Origin of the sequence: Streptomyces sp. NPDC048057, assembly GCF_040653095.1 — a bacterium.
Taxonomy (GTDB): Bacteria; Actinomycetota; Actinomycetes; order Streptomycetales; family Streptomycetaceae; genus Streptomyces.
The window spans coordinates 176,738-198,169 of sequence record NZ_JBEZNF010000012.1 but is presented as its reverse complement, the minus strand read 5'-3'; the positions used below and the strand labels follow the sequence as shown (position 1 = coordinate 198,169).

At 72.2% G+C, this 21,432-nt stretch carries 22 protein-coding genes and 3 pseudogenes; 15 read left to right on the top strand and 10 right to left on the bottom strand.

Annotation, left to right across the window (positions count from 1 at the left end; genetic code table 11):
- The first annotated feature begins 241 nt into the window (after positions 1-241).
- Both AB0E05_RS16550 and AB0E05_RS16545 read left to right on the top strand, forming a co-directional pair.
- Positions 242-1,348, top strand: a complete 1,107-nt coding sequence (locus AB0E05_RS16550; RefSeq protein ID WP_361963819.1) for an AI-2E family transporter — start codon at positions 242-244, stop codon at positions 1,346-1,348.
- Between the two features lie 231 nt (positions 1,349-1,579).
- Positions 1,580-2,371: a SigB/SigF/SigG family RNA polymerase sigma factor gene (locus AB0E05_RS16545; RefSeq protein WP_361963886.1), complete on the top strand. Its 792-nt coding sequence runs from the start codon at positions 1,580-1,582 to the stop codon at positions 2,369-2,371.
- A 75-nt stretch (positions 2,372-2,446) separates the two neighbouring features.
- On the opposite strand, the gene AB0E05_RS16540 is transcribed toward AB0E05_RS16545, so the two are convergent.
- Positions 2,447-2,620: a CsbD family protein gene (locus AB0E05_RS16540; RefSeq protein WP_361963884.1), complete on the bottom strand. Its 174-nt coding sequence runs from the start codon at positions 2,618-2,620 to the stop codon at positions 2,447-2,449.
- Between the two features lie 152 nt (positions 2,621-2,772).
- Positions 2,773-3,302 (bottom strand): annotated as a pseudogene (locus AB0E05_RS16535) (iron-containing redox enzyme family protein); the annotation flags it as partial.
- Positions 3,303-3,479: 177 nt separating this feature from the next.
- On the opposite strand from AB0E05_RS16535, the gene AB0E05_RS16530 reads away from it, so the two are divergent.
- Positions 3,480-3,806, top strand: coding sequence for a plasmid stabilization protein (locus AB0E05_RS16530; RefSeq protein WP_361963817.1), 327 nt, complete (start codon positions 3,480-3,482; stop codon positions 3,804-3,806).
- Between the two features lie 291 nt (positions 3,807-4,097).
- Here the strand turns inward: AB0E05_RS16530 and AB0E05_RS16525 are convergent, their stop codons facing one another.
- Positions 4,098-4,253 carry a DUF6131 family protein gene (locus AB0E05_RS16525; RefSeq protein ID WP_361963815.1) on the bottom strand — a complete coding sequence of 52 codons (156 nt, stop codon included), beginning with the start codon at positions 4,251-4,253 and terminating at the stop codon, positions 4,098-4,100.
- Between the two features lie 456 nt (positions 4,254-4,709).
- On the opposite strand from AB0E05_RS16525, the pseudogene AB0E05_RS16520 reads away from it, so the two are divergent.
- The 3 genes and pseudogenes from AB0E05_RS16520 to AB0E05_RS16510 all read left to right on the top strand — a co-directional run.
- Positions 4,710-5,328: pseudogene (locus AB0E05_RS16520) on the top strand (thiamine pyrophosphate-dependent enzyme); the annotation flags it as partial.
- Positions 5,329-5,389: 61 nt separating this feature from the next.
- Positions 5,390-5,602: a DUF6479 family protein gene (locus tag AB0E05_RS16515; RefSeq protein WP_361963812.1), complete on the top strand. Its 213-nt coding sequence runs from the start codon at positions 5,390-5,392 to the stop codon at positions 5,600-5,602.
- Between the two features lie 211 nt (positions 5,603-5,813).
- Entirely contained in the window at positions 5,814-5,972 is a 159-nt protein-coding gene (locus AB0E05_RS16510) for a hypothetical protein (protein WP_361963810.1), read from the top strand.
- Between the two features lie 148 nt (positions 5,973-6,120).
- Here the strand turns inward: AB0E05_RS16510 and AB0E05_RS16505 are convergent, their stop codons facing one another.
- The gene (locus AB0E05_RS16505; RefSeq protein WP_361963808.1) at positions 6,121-6,444 is read right to left on the bottom strand and encodes a DUF4333 domain-containing protein; all 324 of its coding nucleotides are present in this window, start codon (positions 6,442-6,444) and stop codon (positions 6,121-6,123) included.
- Between the two features lie 90 nt (positions 6,445-6,534).
- Positions 6,535-7,191, bottom strand: a complete 657-nt coding sequence (locus tag AB0E05_RS16500) for a flavin reductase family protein (RefSeq protein ID WP_361963806.1) — start codon at positions 7,189-7,191, stop codon at positions 6,535-6,537.
- A 65-nt stretch (positions 7,192-7,256) separates the two neighbouring features.
- On the opposite strand from AB0E05_RS16500, the gene AB0E05_RS16495 reads away from it, so the two are divergent.
- The 4 genes from AB0E05_RS16495 (at position 7,257) to AB0E05_RS16480 (ending at position 10,117) form a co-directional block, all read left to right on the top strand.
- Complete coding sequence (locus AB0E05_RS16495) at positions 7,257-8,003, top strand: helix-turn-helix domain-containing protein (RefSeq protein WP_361963803.1); 747 nt, start codon at positions 7,257-7,259, stop codon at positions 8,001-8,003.
- A gap of 237 nt (positions 8,004-8,240) precedes the next feature.
- A complete protein-coding gene (locus AB0E05_RS16490) occupies positions 8,241-9,548 on the top strand; it encodes a cytochrome P450 (RefSeq protein ID WP_361963801.1) in 1,308 nt (435 codons plus the stop codon).
- On the top strand, positions 9,545-9,883 hold the full coding sequence (locus AB0E05_RS16485) for a WhiB family transcriptional regulator (protein WP_361963798.1): 339 nt from the start codon (positions 9,545-9,547) through the stop codon (positions 9,881-9,883). The genes AB0E05_RS16490 and AB0E05_RS16485 overlap by 4 nt, the downstream gene beginning before the upstream one ends.
- 3 nt (positions 9,884-9,886) lie before the next feature.
- The gene (locus tag AB0E05_RS16480; protein WP_361963796.1) at positions 9,887-10,117 is read left to right on the top strand and encodes a hypothetical protein; all 231 of its coding nucleotides are present in this window, start codon (positions 9,887-9,889) and stop codon (positions 10,115-10,117) included.
- 39 nt (positions 10,118-10,156) lie between these two features.
- Here the strand turns inward: AB0E05_RS16480 and AB0E05_RS16475 are convergent, their stop codons facing one another.
- Positions 10,157-10,906 carry an STAS/SEC14 domain-containing protein gene (locus tag AB0E05_RS16475; protein ID WP_361963794.1) on the bottom strand — a complete coding sequence of 250 codons (750 nt, stop codon included), beginning with the start codon at positions 10,904-10,906 and terminating at the stop codon, positions 10,157-10,159.
- A 212-nt stretch (positions 10,907-11,118) separates the two neighbouring features.
- On the opposite strand from AB0E05_RS16475, the gene AB0E05_RS16470 reads away from it, so the two are divergent.
- Positions 11,119-12,846, top strand: a complete 1,728-nt coding sequence (locus AB0E05_RS16470; protein ID WP_361963792.1) for a GAF domain-containing protein — start codon at positions 11,119-11,121, stop codon at positions 12,844-12,846.
- Positions 12,847-12,876: 30 nt separating this feature from the next.
- On the opposite strand, the gene AB0E05_RS16465 is transcribed toward AB0E05_RS16470, so the two are convergent.
- Complete coding sequence (locus tag AB0E05_RS16465) at positions 12,877-13,554, bottom strand: response regulator transcription factor (RefSeq protein WP_361963790.1); 678 nt, start codon at positions 13,552-13,554, stop codon at positions 12,877-12,879.
- A gap of 183 nt (positions 13,555-13,737) precedes the next feature.
- Positions 13,738-15,473: pseudogene (gene sulP, locus AB0E05_RS16460) on the bottom strand (sulfate permease).
- A gap of 183 nt (positions 15,474-15,656) precedes the next feature.
- On the opposite strand from sulP, the gene AB0E05_RS16455 reads away from it, so the two are divergent.
- Positions 15,657-16,523 carry a universal stress protein gene (locus tag AB0E05_RS16455; RefSeq protein ID WP_361963788.1) on the top strand — a complete coding sequence of 289 codons (867 nt, stop codon included), beginning with the start codon at positions 15,657-15,659 and terminating at the stop codon, positions 16,521-16,523.
- Positions 16,524-16,545: 22 nt separating this feature from the next.
- Here AB0E05_RS16455 and AB0E05_RS16450 read toward each other — a convergent pair whose 3' ends face one another.
- Positions 16,546-17,151, bottom strand: coding sequence for a hypothetical protein (locus tag AB0E05_RS16450; RefSeq protein ID WP_361963786.1), 606 nt, complete (start codon positions 17,149-17,151; stop codon positions 16,546-16,548).
- Between the two features lie 306 nt (positions 17,152-17,457).
- Between AB0E05_RS16450 and AB0E05_RS16445 the strand changes: the two genes are divergently transcribed.
- From AB0E05_RS16445 to AB0E05_RS16435, 3 genes are all read left to right on the top strand, one after another.
- Positions 17,458-18,540 (top strand): alcohol dehydrogenase catalytic domain-containing protein, encoded by a 1,083-nt coding sequence (locus tag AB0E05_RS16445; RefSeq protein ID WP_361963784.1) that lies wholly within the window; start codon positions 17,458-17,460, stop codon positions 18,538-18,540.
- A 5-nt stretch (positions 18,541-18,545) separates the two neighbouring features.
- Positions 18,546-19,223 carry a pyridoxamine 5'-phosphate oxidase family protein gene (locus tag AB0E05_RS16440; RefSeq protein WP_361963782.1) on the top strand — a complete coding sequence of 226 codons (678 nt, stop codon included), beginning with the start codon at positions 18,546-18,548 and terminating at the stop codon, positions 19,221-19,223.
- Between the two features lie 377 nt (positions 19,224-19,600).
- A complete protein-coding gene (locus tag AB0E05_RS16435; RefSeq protein WP_361963882.1) occupies positions 19,601-20,551 on the top strand; it encodes an aminoglycoside phosphotransferase family protein in 951 nt (316 codons plus the stop codon).
- A gap of 76 nt (positions 20,552-20,627) precedes the next feature.
- Here AB0E05_RS16435 and AB0E05_RS16430 read toward each other — a convergent pair whose 3' ends face one another.
- The gene (locus tag AB0E05_RS16430; RefSeq protein WP_361963780.1) at positions 20,628-21,269 is read right to left on the bottom strand and encodes a DUF1326 domain-containing protein; all 642 of its coding nucleotides are present in this window, start codon (positions 21,267-21,269) and stop codon (positions 20,628-20,630) included.
- Between the last annotated feature and the right edge of the window lie 163 nt (positions 21,270-21,432).

Genomic DNA, 21,432 nt, shown 5'->3' with positions numbered 1-21,432 from the left:
GAAACGCTCTGTGCGCGCTACGGGCTGGCCATGGACCGAGCTCCAACTCGACCTCGGTCCTCTCGGCCCGCTGCTTCCTCCACCCGACCGAGCGCTGGCCCCAGGCGAGCACGGCACCGCTGGCGCCGGCGACGACGCACGGCCTCACGGGGCCGACCGGTCAGCGGACCCGGCGGTGCCCTCCGGGTGAACCGACCGACCTTCAGGTGGACGTACCCACGGGCGGAGGTACAGCAAAGGGATGTCCAGCCCCGCCGAGCCGTCAGCGTCACCGTCGGGCCCCACCCCGCCCCGGGGCGTGCCCGAGGGCCTGCGTGTCGCCGCCGCGTACGCCTGGCGCGTCGTCGTGGTGGCCGTCGTCGTTCTCGGGGCCTTCTCCGTGCTCGGGCGTTTCCACCAGGTCGCCCTCGCCGTGTTCCTGGGGCTCGTGGCCACGGCAGTGTTGCGGCCCGCCGCAGACCTGTTGAACCGGAAGCTGCCCCGCGCGCTCGCCGTGGGCGTGGCCGTGACCGGCAGCATCGTCCTCGTCCTCGGTGTGCTCGCACTGGTCGGGGAAGTGGTTGCCGGGCAGCAGGACACACTGGCACGGGAGTTCCGCAGCGGGTTCGACCGGATCATGCACCTGCTGGAGCAGCCGCCGCTCCGGATCTCCCCGCACGTCCTGGACGACTTCCAGTCCGAACTCGGCCGCTTCTTCACCACACACCGCACCGCCATCCTGAGCACCGCTCTCAGCGGTGTCGGCCGGGTGGTCGAGATCTTCACCGTGCTCGCCCTCGCCGTGTTCTGCGCCGTCTTCTTCATCCACTCCGGCGAGCGGTACTGGGACTGGTTCTGCGCCGAGCTTCCGTCCCGCTTCCGCCGCCGCACCTCGGTGGCGGCTCGGGCCGCTTGGCGGACCTTCACCGGCTACACCCACGGCGTGCTGCTCGTCGCCACGACCAACGCCATCCTCGTCGGCCTCGCACTCACCCTGCTCGGCGTACCCCTCGCTCTGCCGCTCGCCCTGTTGGAGTTCTTCGCCGCCTTCGTCCCCCTGATCGGCTCGCCGATCGCGCTGGCCGTCGCGGTGGTGGTCGCGCTCGCGTCCAAGGGGCCGCTGGTGGCGGGCATCGTGGTGGTGCTCATCGTGCTCATCGGCCAGATCGAGGGCCATCTGCTGCACCCGCTGATCATGAGCTGGGCCGTCCGTATCCACCCTGTCGTGGTGGCTCTCTCCGTGGTCGGCGGCGCCATCACGGCGGGCGTGCTCGGTGCGGTCGTGGCCGTACCGCTGGTCGCCGTGCTCTGGTCCGTACGGCAGGCGCTCCGAGGTCCGGGCCCCGAGCGGGATCGTGCCGCCGCCTGAAAGAGGTTCGGCGGCACGTCACGCGCGGGGTGCGCAGGGGGAGGGGTTTGGGAGGGTGCAGGAGAGGTACAAGTGACTCAAGTGCTTCAGAATGCAGGCACACCGCAGGGCAGGTCCCTTTAGCGGATATCTCCAGGGGCGTCGAGCCGCGCGTGCTCGCTCTCAGTGGCCCCTTCGAGGCCCCCTGTGCTGAACCGTGAATCCCGATTCTTGAGGAGCGGTCTCATGAGCATGTCCACCTGCCGTGCTGCTCGCCGTACGCGTTCGCATGATGATGCGCCCGACACGTCGGCCGCGTTCCGCCGTCTTGTCGCGCTGCCCGAGGGGGAGGAACGCGATCGGGTGCGGGAGGAGGTGACGGAGGCGTGGTTGCCCATGGCGCACCGGATCGCGTCGCGGTACCGCGGGAAGGGTGAGCCGATGGACGACCTGCGGCAGGTTGCCGCGTTGGCGCTGGTGAAGGCCGTGGACCGGTACGACCCGGATCGAGGGGTGGCCTTCGAGAGCTTCGCGGTGCCGACCATCACCGGTGAGGTCCGGCGCCACTTCCGTGACTTCTCCTGGGCCGTGCACGTCCCTCGGGGCGTTCAGGAGGCGCGCAACAAGGTGCGCGTGGCACGCCAGGAGTTGTCCGCCGACGGTCGCGAGCCCGGGGTGACGGACCTGGCCCATCACACGGACCTGTCCGAGAGTGAGGTACGGCACGGTCTTCAGGCACTGCACTGCCACAGCACGCTCTCCCTCGACGCGCCCCTGAGCGGTACGGCCGACAGCTCGGGCGACCTGGCGGACACCATTGGGTCACCTGATCCGGGGATGGACGTGGTCGTCGACCGTGAGGCGGTCAGGCCGCTGATCGAGCGCCTGCCCGAACGCGAGCGGCGGGTGCTCTATCTCCGCTTCTTCCGCGGCATGACGCAGGAGAGCATCGCCGCCGAGTTCGGGGTCTCCCAGGTCCACGTCTCCCGCATTCTCGCCACCACCTGCGCCCACCTGCGCCGACGGGCCGTGGCGGAAGCGTGAACGCGCCCCTGGCCTTCGCTCGTCGTACGGCAGCCCCGAAGCTCCTGGGGCCGGGACGAGCCCGTTCCCGGCCTGTCAGCGCTTGAACACGTCCTTGGCCTTCTCCTTCGCTTCCCGGGCGTGGCCCTTCGCCTCGGTCGCCCTGCCCTTGGCCGCAGCACTGTCGTCCCCCACCAAGCGGCCGGCCTCCTTCTTGACCTTCCCCTTCACCTGCTGGGCCTTGGCTTTGGCCTTCTCGTCCTTCGCCATGGTGACCGCTCCCATTCCTGAGTCGTGACGGGAGCCCCAAAGCAGGGCCCGTCGGAAACGCTTACCGAGTGCCCGACCATTGCAGGCGTAAACCCGTCTCGGTGCCCGGAACCAACCGCTTTGCGGGAGGGGTCATCACACGGATCGTCTACTCAGGGCAGATCGGGAACGGTCGGCGTGCCATCGTCGGGCAGCGCGCTTCGCAGAGCGCTATGCCGGTCGCGCCAGGCGTCGAGAAGACGGGCGCCGAGACGTTCCTCCAGAAGGGGCGCGGCCTGGATGCCGAGGACGACGTCCTGCTCCAGGTGGGGCGCGTAGAAGCGCTGTGCGGCGGCTCCCGCACCGCAGCGGCGCAGGGCACCGGCCAGTCGGTGGGACCCGGGTGAGGAAGTGATCTCGACGGTGGCGAAGTGCCCGACCAGTGCGCCGCGCAGGGCCCGGTGGAGACCGCTCCGTCTTCGCCGCCGGCCGGTTCGGACAGCAGCGCGGCCACGGCCTCGTCGAGGCCGGGGAGGGGGTGGACGTCCGCCCGTACGGAAGAGAGGAACCGCTCCTCGACGCACGCGCGCACCCGGAGCGGCTCCGGTTCCCACTCGTGGTCGTCCGTGACGCCGTCGAAGCCGCGGTAGTGCAGCTCGTACGGGACGTAGAGGGTGAGTTGCGCGTCGTCGCCGTAGGCGTCGAGGTTCCGCAGAGCACGCGCGTCCGGCAGGGGGAGGCGACGGGGCGGTTACCCGTAGGGGTGGCGGTACGCGGCCGGCCGGGCCCGCGCCGGTTGCGACCTGTGCATTGGTCCGGCCCATGGTGGGTTCGTGGCGGCGGACCGTCACCAGCCGTGAAGTGGTGAGGAGGAGTGGAGATGCCGCGAGGTTCCAGTGCCAAGAGGGAACGGCAGTACGAACACGTGAAGGAGTCCGCGCGCAAGCGCGGCGAGTCGCCGCGGCGGGCGGAGGAGATCGCGGCCCGCACGGTCAACAAGGAACGGGCCCGCGCCGGGGAGTCGAAGACGGCGAGTCGGGCGTCACTGCGCGACCCCAAGTCGGCCTCCCAGCGCGGGGGACAGCGCTCCCACAGCGGGGCGCAGGGCCCCACCAAGGACCAGCTGTACGAGGAGGCGAAGAAACGCAACATCGAAGGCCGGTCCACGATGAACAAGCAGCAGCTCGCCCGCGCCCTCGGGCGGTGAACCCGAGCGCACGGACCCCGGGGCCGGGCGGCGGGGAACAGCACGGGCCGGCTCCAGAGGGCTTCTGGACGTGAGGCGCCGGGATCGGGGCCCGCGTTGAGGAGGGCCAGGTGGCCGAAGCCCGCGGCGAGGTAGCGCTCGGCGCGTTGGAGATGGACGTTCGGGTCGGGGCCGCACGCGAACGCCTCCCGCGCGTCGTCCTTGTGGACGGTCCTGGAGGCGGCGTTGAAGTGGGCGGGGTCCGAGCGTGAACCTGCTTGCACCACACCCGTCTCGCGCGTTTCCGCCCGACTACCAGTAATGTCGTCGGCCGCCCACGGCGTGGCCCAATGCGCCGAGCACCCAGAGCAGGACACCGACGGCGATGAGCACGATGCCGATCGTCCACAGGATGTTCAGGCCGACGATCAGGCCCACGATCAGCAGGATCAATCCAAGGATGATCATGACTGCTCCCTCGTGACGTCCCCCTGAGTACCACGGTAGACCCATGCCGAGGAGAAGGCCGGGGATGCTGGAAGGGCCGGGGCGATCCCCCGACGCATGACCTTGGGGGAACGAGCTTCTCGCCAGCTGGCCCGGCCTGCTTCTGGGCCTTCTCGTCGATCTGCTCGATCGGACACCCTGCCGGGCCCCGGGACCCCACCGTCACACCGGCCCCTTGCCGACGCGCGGTCGGCTCGGCGGTCGCACGCCGACACCGGACGTTTCCTCGCCCCGGGGCGGGATACCCGGGGACGAAGGCGGGCCGCAGCCGCGCGGCCCTTGGACGGGGCGAGACCGAAGGGCAGGTTCCATGGTCACGGCGAAGGTCTCCGACTACGTCCTCCGTCGCTTGCGCGAATGGAAGGTGGAGTACGTCTTCGCCCATCCGGGTGACGGGATCAACGGCCTGTTGGCGGCGTGGGGGCGGGCGTCGCGAAGGCGCTGCTCGGCAAGGACGCGCTCCCCGACGACCTGCCGTACGCCACCGGCTCGATCGGCCAGCTCGGCACCCGCCCGTCGTACGAACTGATGCAGGAGTGCGACACGCTCCTGGTGGTCGGCTCCAGCTTCCCCACCACGCAGTTCCTGCCGGAGCTGGACCAGGCACGCGCCGTGCAGATCGACATCGACCCCTACATGATCGGTTTGCGCTACCCCTTCGAGGTCAACCTGGTCGGCGACGCGCGCGAGTCCCTGCGCAGGCTGCTGCCGCTCCTGCGCCATGCAGATGAACGGCATGATGGAACTCGTGACCGCCGCCAAGTACTGGCGCGAGTGGCACGATCCCGCGTTGGTCGTCGCCGTCCTCAACAACGGCGACCTGAACCAGGTCACCTGGGAGATGTGCGCCCTGTCCGGTGCGCCCCAGTTCGAGGAGTCGCAAGCCATTCCGGACCTGCCGTACGCGCAGATCGCCCGGAGCGTCGGCCTGGACGGAGTCCGCGTGGAGAGCGCCCAGGAGGTCGAAGGCGCCTGGGACCGCACCCTGGCTGCCGACCGTCCCTTCGCCATCGACTTCCGCACCGACCCCGCCGTCCAGGCACCCGACGGCCCATCACCACATATGAAGGGTGTGATCGCGGGGTACTCGCCCGTGCATGACGACACAGACCGCGCAGACCCTTTCCACGGCCTTGGACGGCGTCGCCGCGGTGGGCCCGCTGCTCGCCGGAGTGGTCGTGGTCGCCCTCCTCATCGGCATGGTCCAGTTGGGCATCCGCAAGCGCCGGAGGAGGAGCCGCCCTCCCCGCCCGGACGAACAGCCACAGCGCCCCGACGACGTGCCCAGGGACGGTGGTAGGTCCCACTGACCGCGCGGCCGCCCGGCCCGACAGCGCAACGGCAGCGCCTCGCCGATGACCCGAAGTGCACCGTCGCCCCCCAAGGGCCCGGCTCCGTGCCGGGGACGGTGGGGAAACGGAGTAACCACTGCGGTGCGTCGGCGGCGCCCGGACGCGGCGGTCGCGTAGTTCCATGCCGGTGACCGATGGTGCCCGTTGCAGACCGGGGGTGTTCCGGGCGATGAGCAAGGTTGAACTTCCGGGCAGGCTACGGGGCGTCAGCCACCTGCTGGTGTGGTGGCTGGGGCTGCTCGGGCTGTGGCTGGTGCTGATCGGCCCCGTCGACGAAGTGGAGCTACCCGAGGTGGGCCAACTGCTGGAAGCACTCTCCACCGACTGACAGGCCGACGGGACGGAAGGCGAGGCGGTCAGGCCCTTGCCGACCTGGCCTCCCTGACGCGACCCACCCAGGGCCGCCGTGCCCACCGGAGACGCCGACCGGACCACATTTCCGGTCGGAGCTCTTCCCGGTGGGCACGTGCATGTCCCTACAACTTGGACATGCTGATTCCGCCTTGGTCATCAACGACTTCGGCTTTGACGGTTTCCGACTCACCGGGGGCCACATAGACGTCGCACTCGAACTTGTTGCCCTTCCTGGCCTCGATCGCCGTCGGGCAGAACACGTTGTCTCTGGACATCTTTCCCGCTCGCACGGCGGCCGACGCCTGCCGCTCCACGGCTTCCTGGTCCAGCAGCGGACGTTGCGGGTGGGTTCCGACCACCTTGACCGTCACGACGACGGCGCAGACGGCGATGACGACAGCCGAGAACCCTATGAGGGCACGGGTGAGCTTCCCTTGTTCAGTCACTCCGGTTTCCTACCGTCCCTGTGGCCGGTGTGACAAGGGACGGGAGGAGTGCGCTGAGCGGGGGCTTTCGTGGACGGGTACGTACGCGCTCTAGACGGCCGCGGCCTCGTGCGCCCGCGGGGTTTCGGAGACGTGGCTGTGGCCGAGTTCGGGTCCGAGTCCGAAGTAGTGCCGGAAGTTGTAGATCAGCGGGCTCCACGCCGCCGGTTCGATGTGCTGGGTTCCCGGGATCACCAGCTGCGGGGCGGCGTGCACCTTGAGCACGCGGGCCTCGACGATCAGGAAGTCCCCGTCGGTTCCGGTCTCCACCTTGGAGGCCCGGGCCTCCAGTTGGATCGGGCACTCGGCCACTCGCGGCGGGCGCACCACCTGGGATTGCTGCGCCCGCAGACCGGACGCCGTGAACTTGTCCGGCTCGTAGCGGGGCCGGCGCGGGTCGTGTCCGGGCACCGACGGCCGTCCGGTGAGCCCGCCGAGCCGTTCGACGGCGGGCCACTGCGAGGGCTGGGGCAGGTTGATGACCAGGTCCGGCCGGGACGACAGGTTCGCGCCGGTCTGGCCGTCCGGACCCAGCCCGAGGACCACGACGTGCCCGAGGGCCCAGGCCGATGACATCGGCGCGAGGTTGAACGTGCCGTCGGGGTTCTCGGTGGTCAGCAGCACGACGGGCGTGCCGAAGTAGAGGATGCTCGGGGTGATGGTCAGATGGCTTCCGGTCTCCGCGGACCGGTGAGGTGCAGTTTCCATGCGGCGACCGTACGAGGCTGATGGTTCGGTCAGTGCCGAACGGTTCATGTGCCAGGATGCACGGTGTGGACAAGACCGGCCCGGGCGGGAGCAGGGCGCTCAGCGACGACGGACGGGGCCTCGCCGGCATCGCCGCGCTGCTCGCTGACCGCACCCGCGCGCACTTCTGCCTCACGCTGCTCGACGGCCGGGCCTGGACGGCGGGCGAACTCGCCAGACATGCGGGAGTCGCCCGCTCGACCGCCACCGAGCACCTCAACGCCCTGGTCGGCGCCGGTCTGCTGGATCAGGTGCGGCAGGGCCGTCACCGGTACGTCCGGCTGGCCGGTCCAGAAGTGGCCGAGCTGATCGAGCACCTGGCCGGCCTGGCTGAGACGACGGTGACGGCGGCGGCACCGGCACCGGCCACCCTTTCCGCCGCGGGCCGCAACCGCGCCCTCGCCCGGGCCCGCACCTGTTACGACCACCTGGCCGGCGCGCTCGGCGTCGCCATCACGGACGCGATGACCGAGCACGGACTGCTCGACTGGACGCACGGCCTCACCCTCACCCCCGCCGGCGCGGCCTGGCTCGGCGAGCTGGGCATCCCGAACCCCGCGCTGACCCCCGGTGCACGCCGCCCGGCCGTCCGCGCGTGCCAGGACTGGACCGAGCGCCGCCCTCACCTGGCAGGCGCCGTGGGAGCCGCGATCTGCCACCACGCGTTCGCAGCGCACTGGGTGACCCGCGTCGGTACCACCCGCGCCGTTCAGCTCACCGACACCGGACGCAGCACACTGGCCCGACACCTGGGACTGACGGACACCTCATGACGCCTTCGCGGTCGTCGTCGGTGGCGAACGGGCCGTCACCCAAGCCGGTGGCGCATCGGGCGGCGACCCCAGGGCCTGCGGCGACGGCGTCCGCCCGCAGCCGGCGGACGGCGGTCACTGCCTCGGTGAGGAGTTCGCGGCGGGGCCGTACGGCGGGGGGAAGCCACCCGTGAGGGCGGGGCACGAACGCCGTTCGGGGCGAGGTGTGGGATCCACGGATCGTGGCACTCGGATCCCATGACGACGACACACGAGACGACCCCCCGCACCCAGACCCCGGTGTTCGACAGCACCGCCGCACTCCTGGTCAAGGGATACGGCTGGCTTCCCGACCTGCGACGACGGGCCGGCGGCGCCCCAGCCGTCCCCGTGCGGCTGGCCGGCCGGCGGGGGGTCGCGCTGCACGGGTCGGCGGCAGTGGAGTTCTTCTACGACGAACGGCACGTACGGCGCGAGGGCGCCCTGCCCGGCCCCGTCCTGGACACCCTCTTCGGCCAGGGTGCCGTGCACACCCTCGACGGCGAACGGCACAGTGCGCGCAAGGCCCTGTTCACCGCGGTCCTGAAGGACGAACAGCGTATCGCCGCCCTCGTCGAGCGCGCCGAGGAGGAGTGGGACCGGGCCGAGGCGCGCTGGCCGGAGCACGAGCAGGTGGTGTTCTTCGACGAGGCCGCCCGGATCCTGACCCGCGCCGTGCACGGCTGGGCCGGCGTCCCGCTCCCCGACGACGACGCCGAGGCCGCCGGCACGGCACGGGACCTGGTCGCCATGGTGGACGGTTTCGCCGCCGTGGGGCCGCGGCACCTGCGGGCGAGGTGGGCGAGGAAACGGCAGGAGGAACGGCTCGCCCCGCTGGTCGAGGAAGTCCGGTACGCCGGCGCCCCGTCCGGCCAGTCCACCGTGGTGCAGGCGGTGGCGGCACACCGAGATGCCGACGGGGAACAACTCGACCCGCACACCGGTGCCGTGGAGCTGCTGAACCTCCTGCGCCCGACCGTCGCGGTCGCCTGGTTCCTCACCTTCGCCGCCCACGCCCTGCACCGCTGGCCCGAGCACCGCGCCCGCCTCGCGGAGGGTGCGGAGTACGCCCTGGCCTTCGCCCAGGAGGTCCGCCGCTTCTATCCGTTCGCGCCGTTCGTCGGCGGACTCGCGGCGACGGACACCCGGTGGGAGGACGTGCCGGTGCCGCGCGGCAGCGTGGTCCTCCTCGACGTGTACGGCCACCACCACGACCCCGAACTGTGGCCGGAGCCGTACGTCTTCGAACCGGGGCGGTTCACCGGGCGGGGAGCGACGGCGGTGCACGACGACCTCATTCCCCAGGGCGGCGGCGATCCGGAGACGGGGCACCGGTGCCCGGGCGAGGACGTCACCGTCGCGCTGCTGGCCGCCCTGGCACCGCGGCTGGCCCGGCTGCCCCACGACGTACCCGATCAGGACCTGTCGATTCCGCTGCACCGCATCCCGACCCGACCGCACAGCGGCTACGTGATGGCGCGGGTGCGCCCGGACCGCGGCGGAAGGCGGCCGGAGGGGCGGACATGAGGATGAACCCCGGAACGAAGTTCGCTCAGGACCGTGGCCGGGACGCGATGGCGTGGCAGTACGGGGCCGCCTGCACGGACACGGCCGACCCGGACCTGTTCTTCCCCATCAGCGACCTCGGCCCGGGTGCCGAGCAGGTCGCGCAGGCGCGGGAGGTGTGCGCGTGCTGCCGGGTGGCGGCCGAGTGCGCTGACTGGGCACGTGCCACGCGCCAGCTCAACGGGGTGTGGGGCGGCCTGGTCGCCGAACCCAGGGTGGGGCTGCCCGCCGCCCCGGACACGGACACGGACACGGACACGGACACGGACACGACAGCGAACGTGGGAAGGCGATGAACGATGACCGAACGCAAGGAGCGGGCTGAACAGGAGGAGCCGCTGCCCAGGGATCCGCAGAACCAGCAGGCGACGGACGATGACGAGGACCCCTGGGCGGTCGACGAACCCGCCCGCCGCCCGGAGGACGACGAACTGCCGGACACGGACGAGGCCGGCAGCGGCCCGGAGGGCGGGCGCCGCACCGCCACCGTCCACCCCGAGCACCCGACGCCCGACGAACCCACCGGCTGACCCGTCCGCCACCGCCGGGGCCGTGCCCGGACTCGCCGGTCACCGGCGTGGGGCGGCTGCGGCCCAGGCGGTGGCGTCGTCCAGCTCGTCGTACCCGAAGTGCCGCACCTCGGCCTGGATGAAGTGGTTCGCCAAGTGGGGCATGAGGTCGGCGAGCCTGACGTCCGCCGCCAGGGCGATCCTCCCGATCCTCTTGTGGTGGTCGCGGACGAAGCGCACATGGCTCAGCAGACCGCCGACGTTCTCCCAGCCGGGGAAGTCCCGGGCGTGGATCACGACGCCCGCCAGTTCCTCGTGGGCGTCGAGCCAGGAGTCGACGGTCAGGGCCAGGGCGTCGAAGTCCTGGGTCCGCAAGGGGCTGTCGAACGTCACCAGGAGCACGCCGGAGTCCGGCAGGATCCGGTGGGACACGCCGGGACCCTCGGGGAGCGAGGCCAGCCAGCGGAGTGCTTCCTCGCGTTCGTGGCCGTCGTACGCACGCACCGGACAGGGCATCAGGAATCTGGTGAGCCGCGTCGCCTCCCGGATCCAACCGATGTCGCTGACGATCGCGCAGCCTTCGAACAACCGCATGGAGCGGGTGCCGACCTTGAGGTCCTCCCAGACGGCTCCCGGAGCGAACGACCGGAACGCCGGGCCGAACTCGCACAGGATCCGGATCCTGCGGCCTTCGGCGCGGGCCGAGTCGACCAAGGGCTCGATGACCGTCTCGTAGTCACTCCGGGAAACGACCCCCACCGCTGTCAGCGCGTCAACGCCGGCGGGTGCGCCGCCGAGCCTCTGAAGCATCCCGTTCCTCCTCGCGGTCCCGGGGTACGCCCCGGGGCGGCTGCGTTCCCGGTTCGACGTTACGCGGGGCGCGCGGCCCCCGCAGGCCGGAGCAGGCGGTGGCGAGCGGGGCGAAGCCCTCGGCACCTCGCCGCCGCGAGCAGGGGACGCGCGGGCGACCTACCGTGGAGGGCGACCCGCTTTCCAGACCGCGGCACCTTCCCGGAGGGCTCATGGCAGGGGACGGCAACACCCCCGGTCGGGTCCCCCGGCTGCGGCTCGACGAACTGCTGGACGAACTCCAGTCGCGCATCGACGAGGTGCGGGGCACGCGGGACCGGTTGAACGGTCTGCTGGAAGCCGTGCTCGCGGTGGGCCGGGAGCTCGACCTTCCGCAGGTGCTGCACGGGATCGTCAAGGCCGCGGTCGTCCTCGTGGACGCCGATTACGGAGCGCTCGGCGTGATCGGCGAGGACGCGCAGCTGTCGGAGTTCCTGCCGGTGGGGATCGGCCCGCGGCAGCGCGCGGAGATCGGGGCCCTGCCGTCGGGCCACGGACTGCTCGGTGAGCTGATCAGGCACCCGGAACCGCTCCGCCTCGCCGAACTCTCCGAGCACCCCGCCTCCGCCGGCTTCCCCCCGCACCACCCGCCGATGCACTCCTTCCTGGGAGTGCCCATCCGGGTGCGTGACGAGGTGTTCGGCAACCTCTACCTGACGCAGAAGCGCGGCGACGCGGAGTTCGACGCCGAGGACGAGGCGGTGCTCGCCACCCTGGCGGTCGCGGCGGGCATCGCGATCGAGAACGCGCGCCTCTTCGAGGAGGTCCGCTTCCGGGAGCGCTGGCTCGCGGTGAGCGCCGAGGTCACCAGCGCCCTGCTGTCGGGCGCCTCCGAGACCCGGGTGCTGGACATGATGCTGGAGCGGGCGCGCGCGATCACCCGCGCCGATCTCGGCGTCGTCCAACTGGTGGAGACCGGCGGCGGCCTGCGGGGCGCCGTGGCGCAGGGGGATCGGGCCGAGGCCCACCGCGGGAGAGTGCCGCCGGGGCCCGGTTCGCTCGCGGGGGAGGCCCTGCGCTCCCACGGACCGGTGACCTCGGTCGACGTCGCGGAGGACGGCCGGATCACCGTCGATCCCGGGCGGTGGAAGGGGTTCGGCCCGGCCGTCGCGGTCCCGGTGGGCACCGGCACGTCGGTACGGGGTGTTCTCATCCTTGCCCGGAGGGCCGGCGCCGCCCCGTTCACGGCGGCCGAGACGGCGCCGCTGTCGGGGTTCGCCGGGCAGGCCGCACTCGCACTGGAACTCGCCGACCGGCGGCGCGACGCCGAGCGGATGGCCCTGCTCGCCGACCGGGACCGGATCGCCCGGGACCTCCACGACCTGGCGATCCAACGGCTGTTCGCCACGGGAATGACCCTCCAGAGCACTCGGCGCTATGTGACCCAGCCAGCCGGAACCGAGCGCCTGACCAGGGCCATCGACGACCTCGACGACACCATCAAGATCATCCGTTCGACGGTGTTCGGGCTCCGGGAACGCGAGCCCGCCACGGGAGTGCCCGGGCTCAGGACCCGGGCCGTGCGCGCCGTGGAGAAGGCCGTGCCCGCCCTCGGCTTCACCCCCGCCCTGCGCATGGAAGGGCTGGTGGAGACCGACGTGCCGCCAGCCGTCGCGGACCACGTCGTCGCCGTGGTGGGGGAGGGGCTGACCAATGTGGCCCGGCACGCCGGCGCCACCCGTGCGGAGGTCGCCCTGGAGGCTGCCCGGGGCACGTTGACGGTGCGGATCACGGACGACGGCGTCGGGATCGGGCCGGCCGAGCACCGTCGGCGCAGCGGACTGCGGAACCTCGCGGAACGGGCCGCGGGGCTCGGCGGGAGCTTGGACGTGACGCCGGGCGACACGCGCGGGACCTCGCTGACCTGGCAGGTTCCGCTGACCCACCCGATGCCGGAATGACGCCCCGAAAAGCGTCGTACGACGTCGGCGTCACTGTGCCTCGTCGTCGTGCGCGGCGATCACGGCGGCCTGCACCCGCCGTTCCACCCCCAGCTTCGCCAGCAGACGGGAGATGTGGTTCTTGACCGTCTTCTCCGACAGGTACAGCTCCTTGCCGATCTCCCGGTTCGTCAGCCCCTCCTCGACCAGACGCAGCACGGCGCGTTCCCGGTCGGTGAGCGCGGCCAACTTCCCCTCCCGGGGCGGGGCCGGCTCCTGGTCCTCCCGTAGGGAGCCGATCAGCCGCGAGGTGGTCGCCGGATCGAGCATCGACTGGCCGCTCGCCACCGTGCGCACGGCCGCCACCAGGTCGGATCCGTTGATCTGCTTGAGGACGTACCCGGCGGCGCCCGCCATGATGGCGTCCAACAGTGCGTCCTCGTCGTCGAACGAGGTCAACATCAGGCAGGCGAGGTCCGGCACGCGCGATCGCAGTTCGCGGCAGACGGTGACCCCGTCGCCGTCGGGCAGCCGCACGTCGAGGACGGTCACGTCGGGGCGGAGCGCGGGCCCCCGCGCCAGCGCCTGCGCCGCGTCCCGCGCCTCCCCGACGACCTCGATGTCCGCCTCGGCGTCGAAGAGGTCCCGCAGCCCGCGGCGCACGACCTCGTGGTCGTCGACGAGGAACACCCGGACGGGTGCGTCAGGCGCTTCGGTGTCGTCGGGCATCTCGTCCCCTGGCGGTCTCGGTGTGTTCCCGATCATGCCCGCTGCCCGGGGGCACGGAACGGGCCGAACGGGCCCAAGCTCCGCAGGCACCGGTCACCAGCCCGCGGGCACCGGTCGCCACGGCTCCAGCCGGATGCCGACGGTGCCTTCCACCGCCCGTACGACGGGACCCGCCCCGGCCGGTCAGTCGGCCCCGTGGCCCCGCGCACTCAGGTACCTGCGGTACGCGGCCACCGCCGTCGGCAACGTGGGGAAGACGAGATCGGGGTCGACCACGTCGGTGAGGCCGTACGCGTCGAGCTGATCGCGCAGGTCCTGCTTGACCCGGGCCATGGCGAACACGACGCCCCGCCGGGCCAACTCGGCGCGCAGCGAAGCGAGCGAGTCCAGCGCGGTGATGTCGACCTCCACGTTGGCCTCCGCGTTCAGCAGGAACCACTCGACCCGGTCCCCGCGCTCCTCCTGTTCGGCGACGGCCGCCAACGCACGCCGTCTGAAGTCCTCCGCATTGGCGAAGAACAAGGGCGAGTCGTACCGGTAGACGAGCAGCCCGGGCACGGTCTCGGCCTGCGGATAGTCGTCGACGTCGTGCATGCCTGCGAGGCCCGGCACCAGGCCCTCCACCGCGTCGTGCGGGCGCGCCACCCGTGCCAGCAGCTCCGCCACCGACAGCCCCACGGCCACCAGCACCCCGTACAGGATGCCCAGTGCGAGGACCCCGATCAGACACGCCAGAGCCAGGGCGAACTCACGGCGCCGGAAGGAGGCCAGCCGGCTGAACCCCGCCAGGTCCACGAGCCGCACCGCCGCGTAGATCACGAGCACACCCAGCACCGTCACGGGAACGAGCGCGAGGGCGGGCCCGAGGAACAGCAGCACCGAGAGCACCACGACACCGGTCACCAGCGAATACGCCTGGGTCCGCGCCCCCGACGCATCGGCGACGCCGTACGGCTGGCGCTGCTGCTCACCGGGAAGCCGCGCAGCAGCGCCGCGCCGACGTTCGTCGCGCCGAGGGCGATCAGTTCCCGGTTGGCGTCGGGTCGCTCGCCGCCCGCGCGTCCCGCGAAGGCGCGCCCGGTGAGGATCACGTCCGTGTACCCCACCAGCAGCACTCCGACCGCGGGCAGCACCAACTCGGGCAGGTCGGCCACGGACGGCAGCTGCGGCCGGGGCAGCCCCGCCGCCACCTCTCCGACCACGGCGATGCCGTGCTCCTCCAGGGCGAAGACCACGACCGCCGCCGTGGCGACCACGACCACCAGGAGCGGGGCCGGCAGTACGGGGACGAACCGGGCCGCGACGAACAGGAAGACGAGCGCGCCCACGCTCAGCGCGGTCGTGGCGGGCTGGAGGCCCGGCAGCCCCTGGACGAACGACGCGAGCTGCGGGAAGAACCCCTCACCGCTGGTCGAAACCCCCGTCACCTTGGGCAACTGGTCGACGATCATGATCAGTGCGATCCCGGTCAGATAGCCCACCAGCACCGGCCGGGACAGCAGATCGGCGACGAACCCCAGCCGGACGGCCCAGGCCACGAGGCACAGCAGTCCTACCGCCAGCGCCAGCCCGGCGGCCAGCGCCGCGTAGCGGTCGCTGCTCCCGGCGGCGAGCGGGGCGATCACGGCGGCCGTCATCAGCGCCGTGGTCGACTCCGGCCCCACGGAGAGCAACCGTGACGTGCCGAGGACCGCGTACAGCACCAGCGCGGGCAGCGACGCCCACAGCCCGGCCACCGGCGGCAGTCCCGCCACGCCCGCGTACGCCATGACCTGCGGCACCAGATAGGCGGCCACCGCGAGCCCGGCGAGCAGGTCGCCACGCAGCCAAGCGCGCCGGTACCCCAGCAGGACGGCCGCTCCCGGAGCCACGACGGAAAGGACGCCGCCCCGTGCCCGGTCGCCACTGCCCTGGGACATGCGCCTCCTTCACCCCGTGTCCCCTCAGCATCGCGCCGCGGGCACGGGGCCGCGACGTACGCCCGGGAGCGGTCGGGCCCGGGCGGGGGTCCGGCAGTCGCGGGGCCGCGGTGTCGCGCACATCCTGGAGGAGAGCGAGGACGAGGAGAGCCAAGACCCACCCCGGCACGGGAGGTGCATGCGATGGTCCGCGCCGTCACCGTCGGCCTCGACGGATCGAGGGAGAGCCTGGCGGCTGCCGAGTGGGGCGCTCGGGAAGCCGAACTGCGGGAGGCGCCCCTGCGGCTGGTGAACGTCTGGGCGCCCGACGGCGTCGTTCCGCAGTCGATGGCCGATCGCGACGGGCAGCGGCACTGGGCCGAACGGATCCCCCGCCGTGCACAGGAGGAACTGCGCGGACGCCACCCGGGGCTCGACGTCACCGCCGATCAGCTCGTCGGCTGGCCCAGGGAAGTCCTGCCCGAGGCCGCTGCGGAGTCCGAACTGCTGGTCCTGGGGTCCCGGGGCCTCAGCGGCGTCGGACGGTTCCTCGTGGGGGCGGTCGGGCAGGCGGTCCTCGCCCAGACGGACCGCCCCGTCGTCTTCGTCCGCGCCCCGGAACACGGTCATGTGCCGCCCGATCCCCGCGGGCCCGTCCTCCTCGGCCTCGACACCACGGCGGACGCCCTGCTGGAGTTCGCCTTCGACGAGGCCCGAAGGCGCCGCACCGGGCTGTGGATCGTCCACGCGTGGAGCCTTCCGCCGTACTTCGGTTACGGCATGCCCTCGGACTCCTCCCTGACCGCCGACCTCACCGAGAAGGAGGCGACGCACCTCGGGGAGGCCGTCAGGCCGTGGCGCGACACGCACCCGGACGTCGAGGTGACCGAGGACTCCCGACGCGGTCGGCCCGAGGACCTGCTCGCGGACGCCGCGCGCGACCACGACGCCGCCCTGGTCGTCGTGGGCCGCCGCATCAGGCGATCGCCGCTCGGTGGCCGCGTCGGTTCGGTCACCTACGGCGTGCTCCACCACGTGACCGCGCCGGTCGCGGTGGTCTCGCACTCCTGAACCGTGGTCGCGGGGCGGGCGATCAGCGCCCGTGCACCGTCCACTCGGGCGCGGTCTTCACCCAGTCCCGCTCCCACTCGACGAGGTGGTGGCGGGTGCTCAGCGCGTTCGCCGTCAGCCGTACTCCGGCCACGACGAGGAACGTTCCCGCCGTGACCACCGATCCGGTCTCGATGGCGTCCGCGGTGATGACGGCATCGCTGCGCACCGGCGGCACGACCTTCCCCCGGTCGTCGATCCGGATCTGCACCGAGCCGCCCCGCTCGGTCCCGGCGGGCACCTTCGCCACCCCCGTACGGGTCCCGTCGGCCGTCGTCCAGCGCACCGTCGCGGGCAGCAGCACCGCACCGCCGAGCTGCTGGGAGTCCGTCCCCGCGCGGGGGAGCTGCTCGGTGACGACGGCCTGGACGGAGTGGGACGAGGCGCGCAGCCGGTCGGCCTCCGCAGCTTCCCGTGCGTGGACCGCCCAGCCGGTCAGCGCTCCGGCGAGCGGCGCCCCGACGAACAGGAGGAGGGCCAGCAGCAGTCCGATCCAGGCGTCCACCACGTCAGAACGGCGGCGCAGCGGGTTCCGCCGCCACCGCCACGCCCGTCCGGCGTGCGGATGCGCCTTCGACGCGTCGACCACGACCGCCACCTCCTTCTGCTGACGGGTGGGGCTCAGGACGTCGGCAACGCCGGGTGCGCGGCGGCGTCCCGAGCGAGAACACTCCAGGTCCACGCGTCACCGACGGTGTACCGACCGTGGACCATGGCGTGCTCCTTCCCGGAAGCGTGCGTCCCCTGGCTCCACGGTCCCTCCTCCCGCACCCCGCCGGTAAGGGCCGATCGGTCCCCGTACCGGGCCTGTCCGGCCCAAGCGTCCGCGTCCGCGTCTGCACGACGCTGAGGGGGACGGGACCCAGCCGAGGACCCGGGGAGCGAGGCGACGGACATGAAGGGGCTCGTGTACGAGGGGCAGGGGCAGATCGCCTGGCGAGACGTCCCGGACCCCGGCATCCAGGACGCCGCGGACGCGGTCGTGCGCGTGGACGCCGTGTCGATCTGCGGCACCGACCTCCACATCGTCAAGGGCGACGTCCCGGAGGTCACCCCGGGCACCGTCCTCGGACACGAGGCCGTGGGCGAGGTGGTGGAGACGGGCTCCGACGTCCGGTCCGTACGACCGGGGGACCGGGTGCTCGTCTCCTGCGTGACGCCGTGCGGACGCTGTCGGTACTGCCGCGGCAAGCAGTACGGGCAGTGCCTCGGCGGAGGCGGCTGGGTGCTGGGACACCTGATCGACGGCACCCAGGCCGAGTACGTGCGGGTGCCCTTCGCCGACCTCTCCCTGCACCCGCTGTCGAACACCGTCGCGAGCACCGACGCCGTCCTGCTCGCCGACATCTTCCCCACCGCGTACGAGGTGGGCGTGGTGAACGGCAAGGTCCGCCCGGGCGACACCGTCGCCGTGGTCGGTGCCGGCCCCGTCGGGCTCGCCGTCATCGCCACCGCCCTGCTCTACACCCCCGGTCGCATCATCGTCACCGACCTGGCCGCCGCGCGGCTCGATGCCGCCCGCGCCGTCGGAGCCGACGCCACGGTGAGCGCGGCCGAGGAACCCGAACACCTCGTCGCGGACCTCACCGACGGGCTCGGCGCGGACGTGGCGGTGGAAGCCGTCGGCCTGCCCGAGACGTTCGACCTGTGCACGCGCATGGTCCGCCCCGGCGGGCGGGTCGCCAACGTCGGGGTGCACGGCCAACCGGCCCCCCTCCACCTCGAAGACCTCTGGATCAAGGACGTCACCATCACCACCGGGCTGGTCGACACCTACTCCACCCCCCTCCTGCTCAAGCTGGTCGAAGAGGGCAAGCTCCCGACCGCGGGGCTCCTCACCCACCGATTCGCCCTGTCCCGGATGGCGGAGGCGTACGACGTCTTCTCCCGCCCCGCCGAAACGGGCGCGCTGAAGGTGGTGCTGACCACGGGCACCGCGCACGACGCGGTCCTGCCCACCGAAGACGACCGGAGGTGACCGACATGCCCTCCACCAGCAAACCGCACCCACGCAGCGACATAGGCCGCCGCGTCACCGCCCGCAGGGAGGCCCTGGGCATGACCTGGCAGGAGGTCGCCGAGCGCAGCGGCGCCGCCCCCGCCTACATCGCCTACGTCGAGGAGCGCGCCTCCGCCGCGCCGGGCATCGGCATGTTGCTGCGGCTCGCCGAGGCCCTGCGGACCACCGTCCCCGAACTCACCGGCTCGGCCGCGGAACGAGCGCCGGGCCGGGGCAGCGCGCTCCGCGACGCCGAACTCCGCACCCTCGACGAGGAGGAGTGCCGCGAACTGCTCGCAACGGGCGGCGTGGGGAGGATCGCCGTCACCACGTCGGAGGGGCCCGCCGTCGTCCCGGTGAACTACGTGGTCTCCGGCGACCGCATCGTCTTCCGAACGGCTCCCGGCACGGTGCCGGCGGCAGCGGTGGACACGGAGGTCGCCTTCGAAGTGGACCGCATCGACGACGCCTTCAGCAGCGGATGGAGCGTCCTCGTCGTGGGTGACGCGCAAGGCGTCACCGACCCCGACCTCGTCCACGCCCTGGAAGGGCACGCCGACGACCTGTCGTGGGCCGGCGGTGACCGCTCCCTGTGGCTGGAGATCGTGCCACGCCGCGTCTCGGGCCGTCGCATCGCCAGCGCCTCGACACCGCAGGCGTAGTGACGGCCACCGCATCGAGCACGAACCGACGGGCGGCCCGCCCACCCGGCTCGGCCGCCGGGGCCCTCCCGCAGGGTGTTCCGTCGCGCACTCCGCGGGTCCGCGTACTCGGCGGGCACGCTGTCGGCGATGGGACCGCTGAGCAGGTCGGCCATGCGCGGGAAGACGTCCACGAGCATGTCGTCAACGGTCAGGATCCCCACGGTCCGGCGCCCGTCGACGACCAGCGGGCGACGCACCCCGGACCGACGGTGGACGCGGTAGGCGTCCGCGGTCCCGTTCGCGCTCGGCGCCGGACTGGCCGTCTAGCCGTCGGAGCCACCGCTTGTGGTCCAGGGGTGACTGCGGCGTGGTGACCGTCGTGGAAGGATCGTATGGTGACTGACTTCATGACACCGCAGCAGATCGCCGACCGCACCTCCGCCGCCGTGGGTGCAGCGGTTTCGGCGGGGCGTGATCTCGGCCTTCCGGTGACGGACGCCCGGGTGCTGCACGACGTGTTCTCCGTCGTCGTGCACCTGGCGCCCGCTCCCGTCGTCGTCCGGGTTCCGGTCGTCCTGCCGGACCACGCCGACGTCGCCTTCCAGGCCCGCCGCCAGCGGACCGAGCTGGACGTGACCCGGTGGCTCGACGAACACGGCTGCCCCGTGATCCCGCCCAGCCCGCTCGTGCCGCGGGAGCCCGTGGAGCGCGACGGGTTCTCGATGACGTTCTGGAGTTACGTCGAGGAGGACCGGAGCCGGGAGCCGGACTACGTGGCGAACGCCGAGAGCACCGCCGCGCTGCACGCCGCCCTGCGCACGTACCCGGGCGAGCTGGAGTTCCTGGCCGCGGCCGAACCGCCGTTCGTCACCGACGGCCTGGCCGCGCTCGACGGGCGGGTCGACCTCCTGCCGGCGGCCGATCTGGACCGGGCCCGCCGGGAGTGGGAGGTGCTGGAGCCGCTGGTGTCCTCGCGCGCCGCGTTCGAGGAGGCGTTCCCGGGGGTCGACCTCCAGCCGATCCACGGCGACTCCCCGCCGGCGAACATCTTCCCCGGGGTGCACGGCGACCTCTACGCCGACTTCGAGCTGGTCACCCTGGGCCCCGTCGAGTGGGACCTGGCCGCCCTCGGGCCCGAGCACCACCAGGCGTACGAACGCGGCGCGCGGCGCCACGGGGCGAGGCCGCTGGACGAGGACATGTTGAAGTTCGTGAACGCGATCGGGATGCTGCGGGCCGTCACCTGTCTGGCGCTCATCCCACAACTCCCCGTGCTGACCGAGTACTTGCAGCCGGCCGTGGAGCACTGGCGGACGCTGCCGTTCGCCGGCGGCCTGACCGGCTGACGCACTCCGCGGGCGGGCCGGACGTGAACCGCCCTCCGGCCGTGCGCCGGTCTGCCGGAGGGCGGCGGTCACGGTGTCACGCCTCCGGGCGCCAGTCGAACGGGAAGTGCTTGCTGGACCCGCCGCGGTACTCGGCGGAGAAGTCGAAGCCCTCGGCGCGGTCCTCGCTCACCACGCCCCACGTCGCCACCTGGCCGGGGCCCACCTCCGCACCCGGTGCGTTGATCAGCTGCACCCGGCGGTTGGGGTCCGCGGTCGGGCCGGTCAGCGCCGTGGCGCCCACGCTCACCTTGTCGCCGACCGTGGCGCGCCAGTACGCGAGGTCCTCGGCCGCGTCGAAGCGGATCGGCGCGTACTTCACGTCGCGCACTTCGGTGATCAGCGAACCGAACTTGCCCGGCCAGCCGCCGACGTTGCCGCGGAAGATCTCCTCCAGGGCGTCGCGCTGCTCCTGCGTGCCCTTCGCGTCGATGTAGAACATCGCCGTCATCGTGGCGTCGGGGTCGTCCACCCACATGTTCCCGGCGAACTCGCCGAGCGCCACGATGCCCAGGCCGTCCAGGCGCACGTCGCCGAAGTGACCCTCGCGGATCTGCCACACGAGCGTGAACCGGCACGCGCCGTTCGTCGGGGCCTGCGCGAAGGTGCACGGGCACGGCATCGAGCAGCTGCACACGTCGAACCACTCGCCCTTGAGGTGCCAGTTGGTCTCGCTCATCACTCTTCCCCTCTCGTAATACCCCGGTGGGGTATGTGTCCTGACGGGAGGTTAGCTCTTCATGAGCGACGAGGTCAAATACCCGTAGGGGGTATATGTGCTGCGGATTCCGGGGAGGATCTGGGGTTCTGCCCCTGCGCCGTCCGCACGGTGCCCCGTCGGC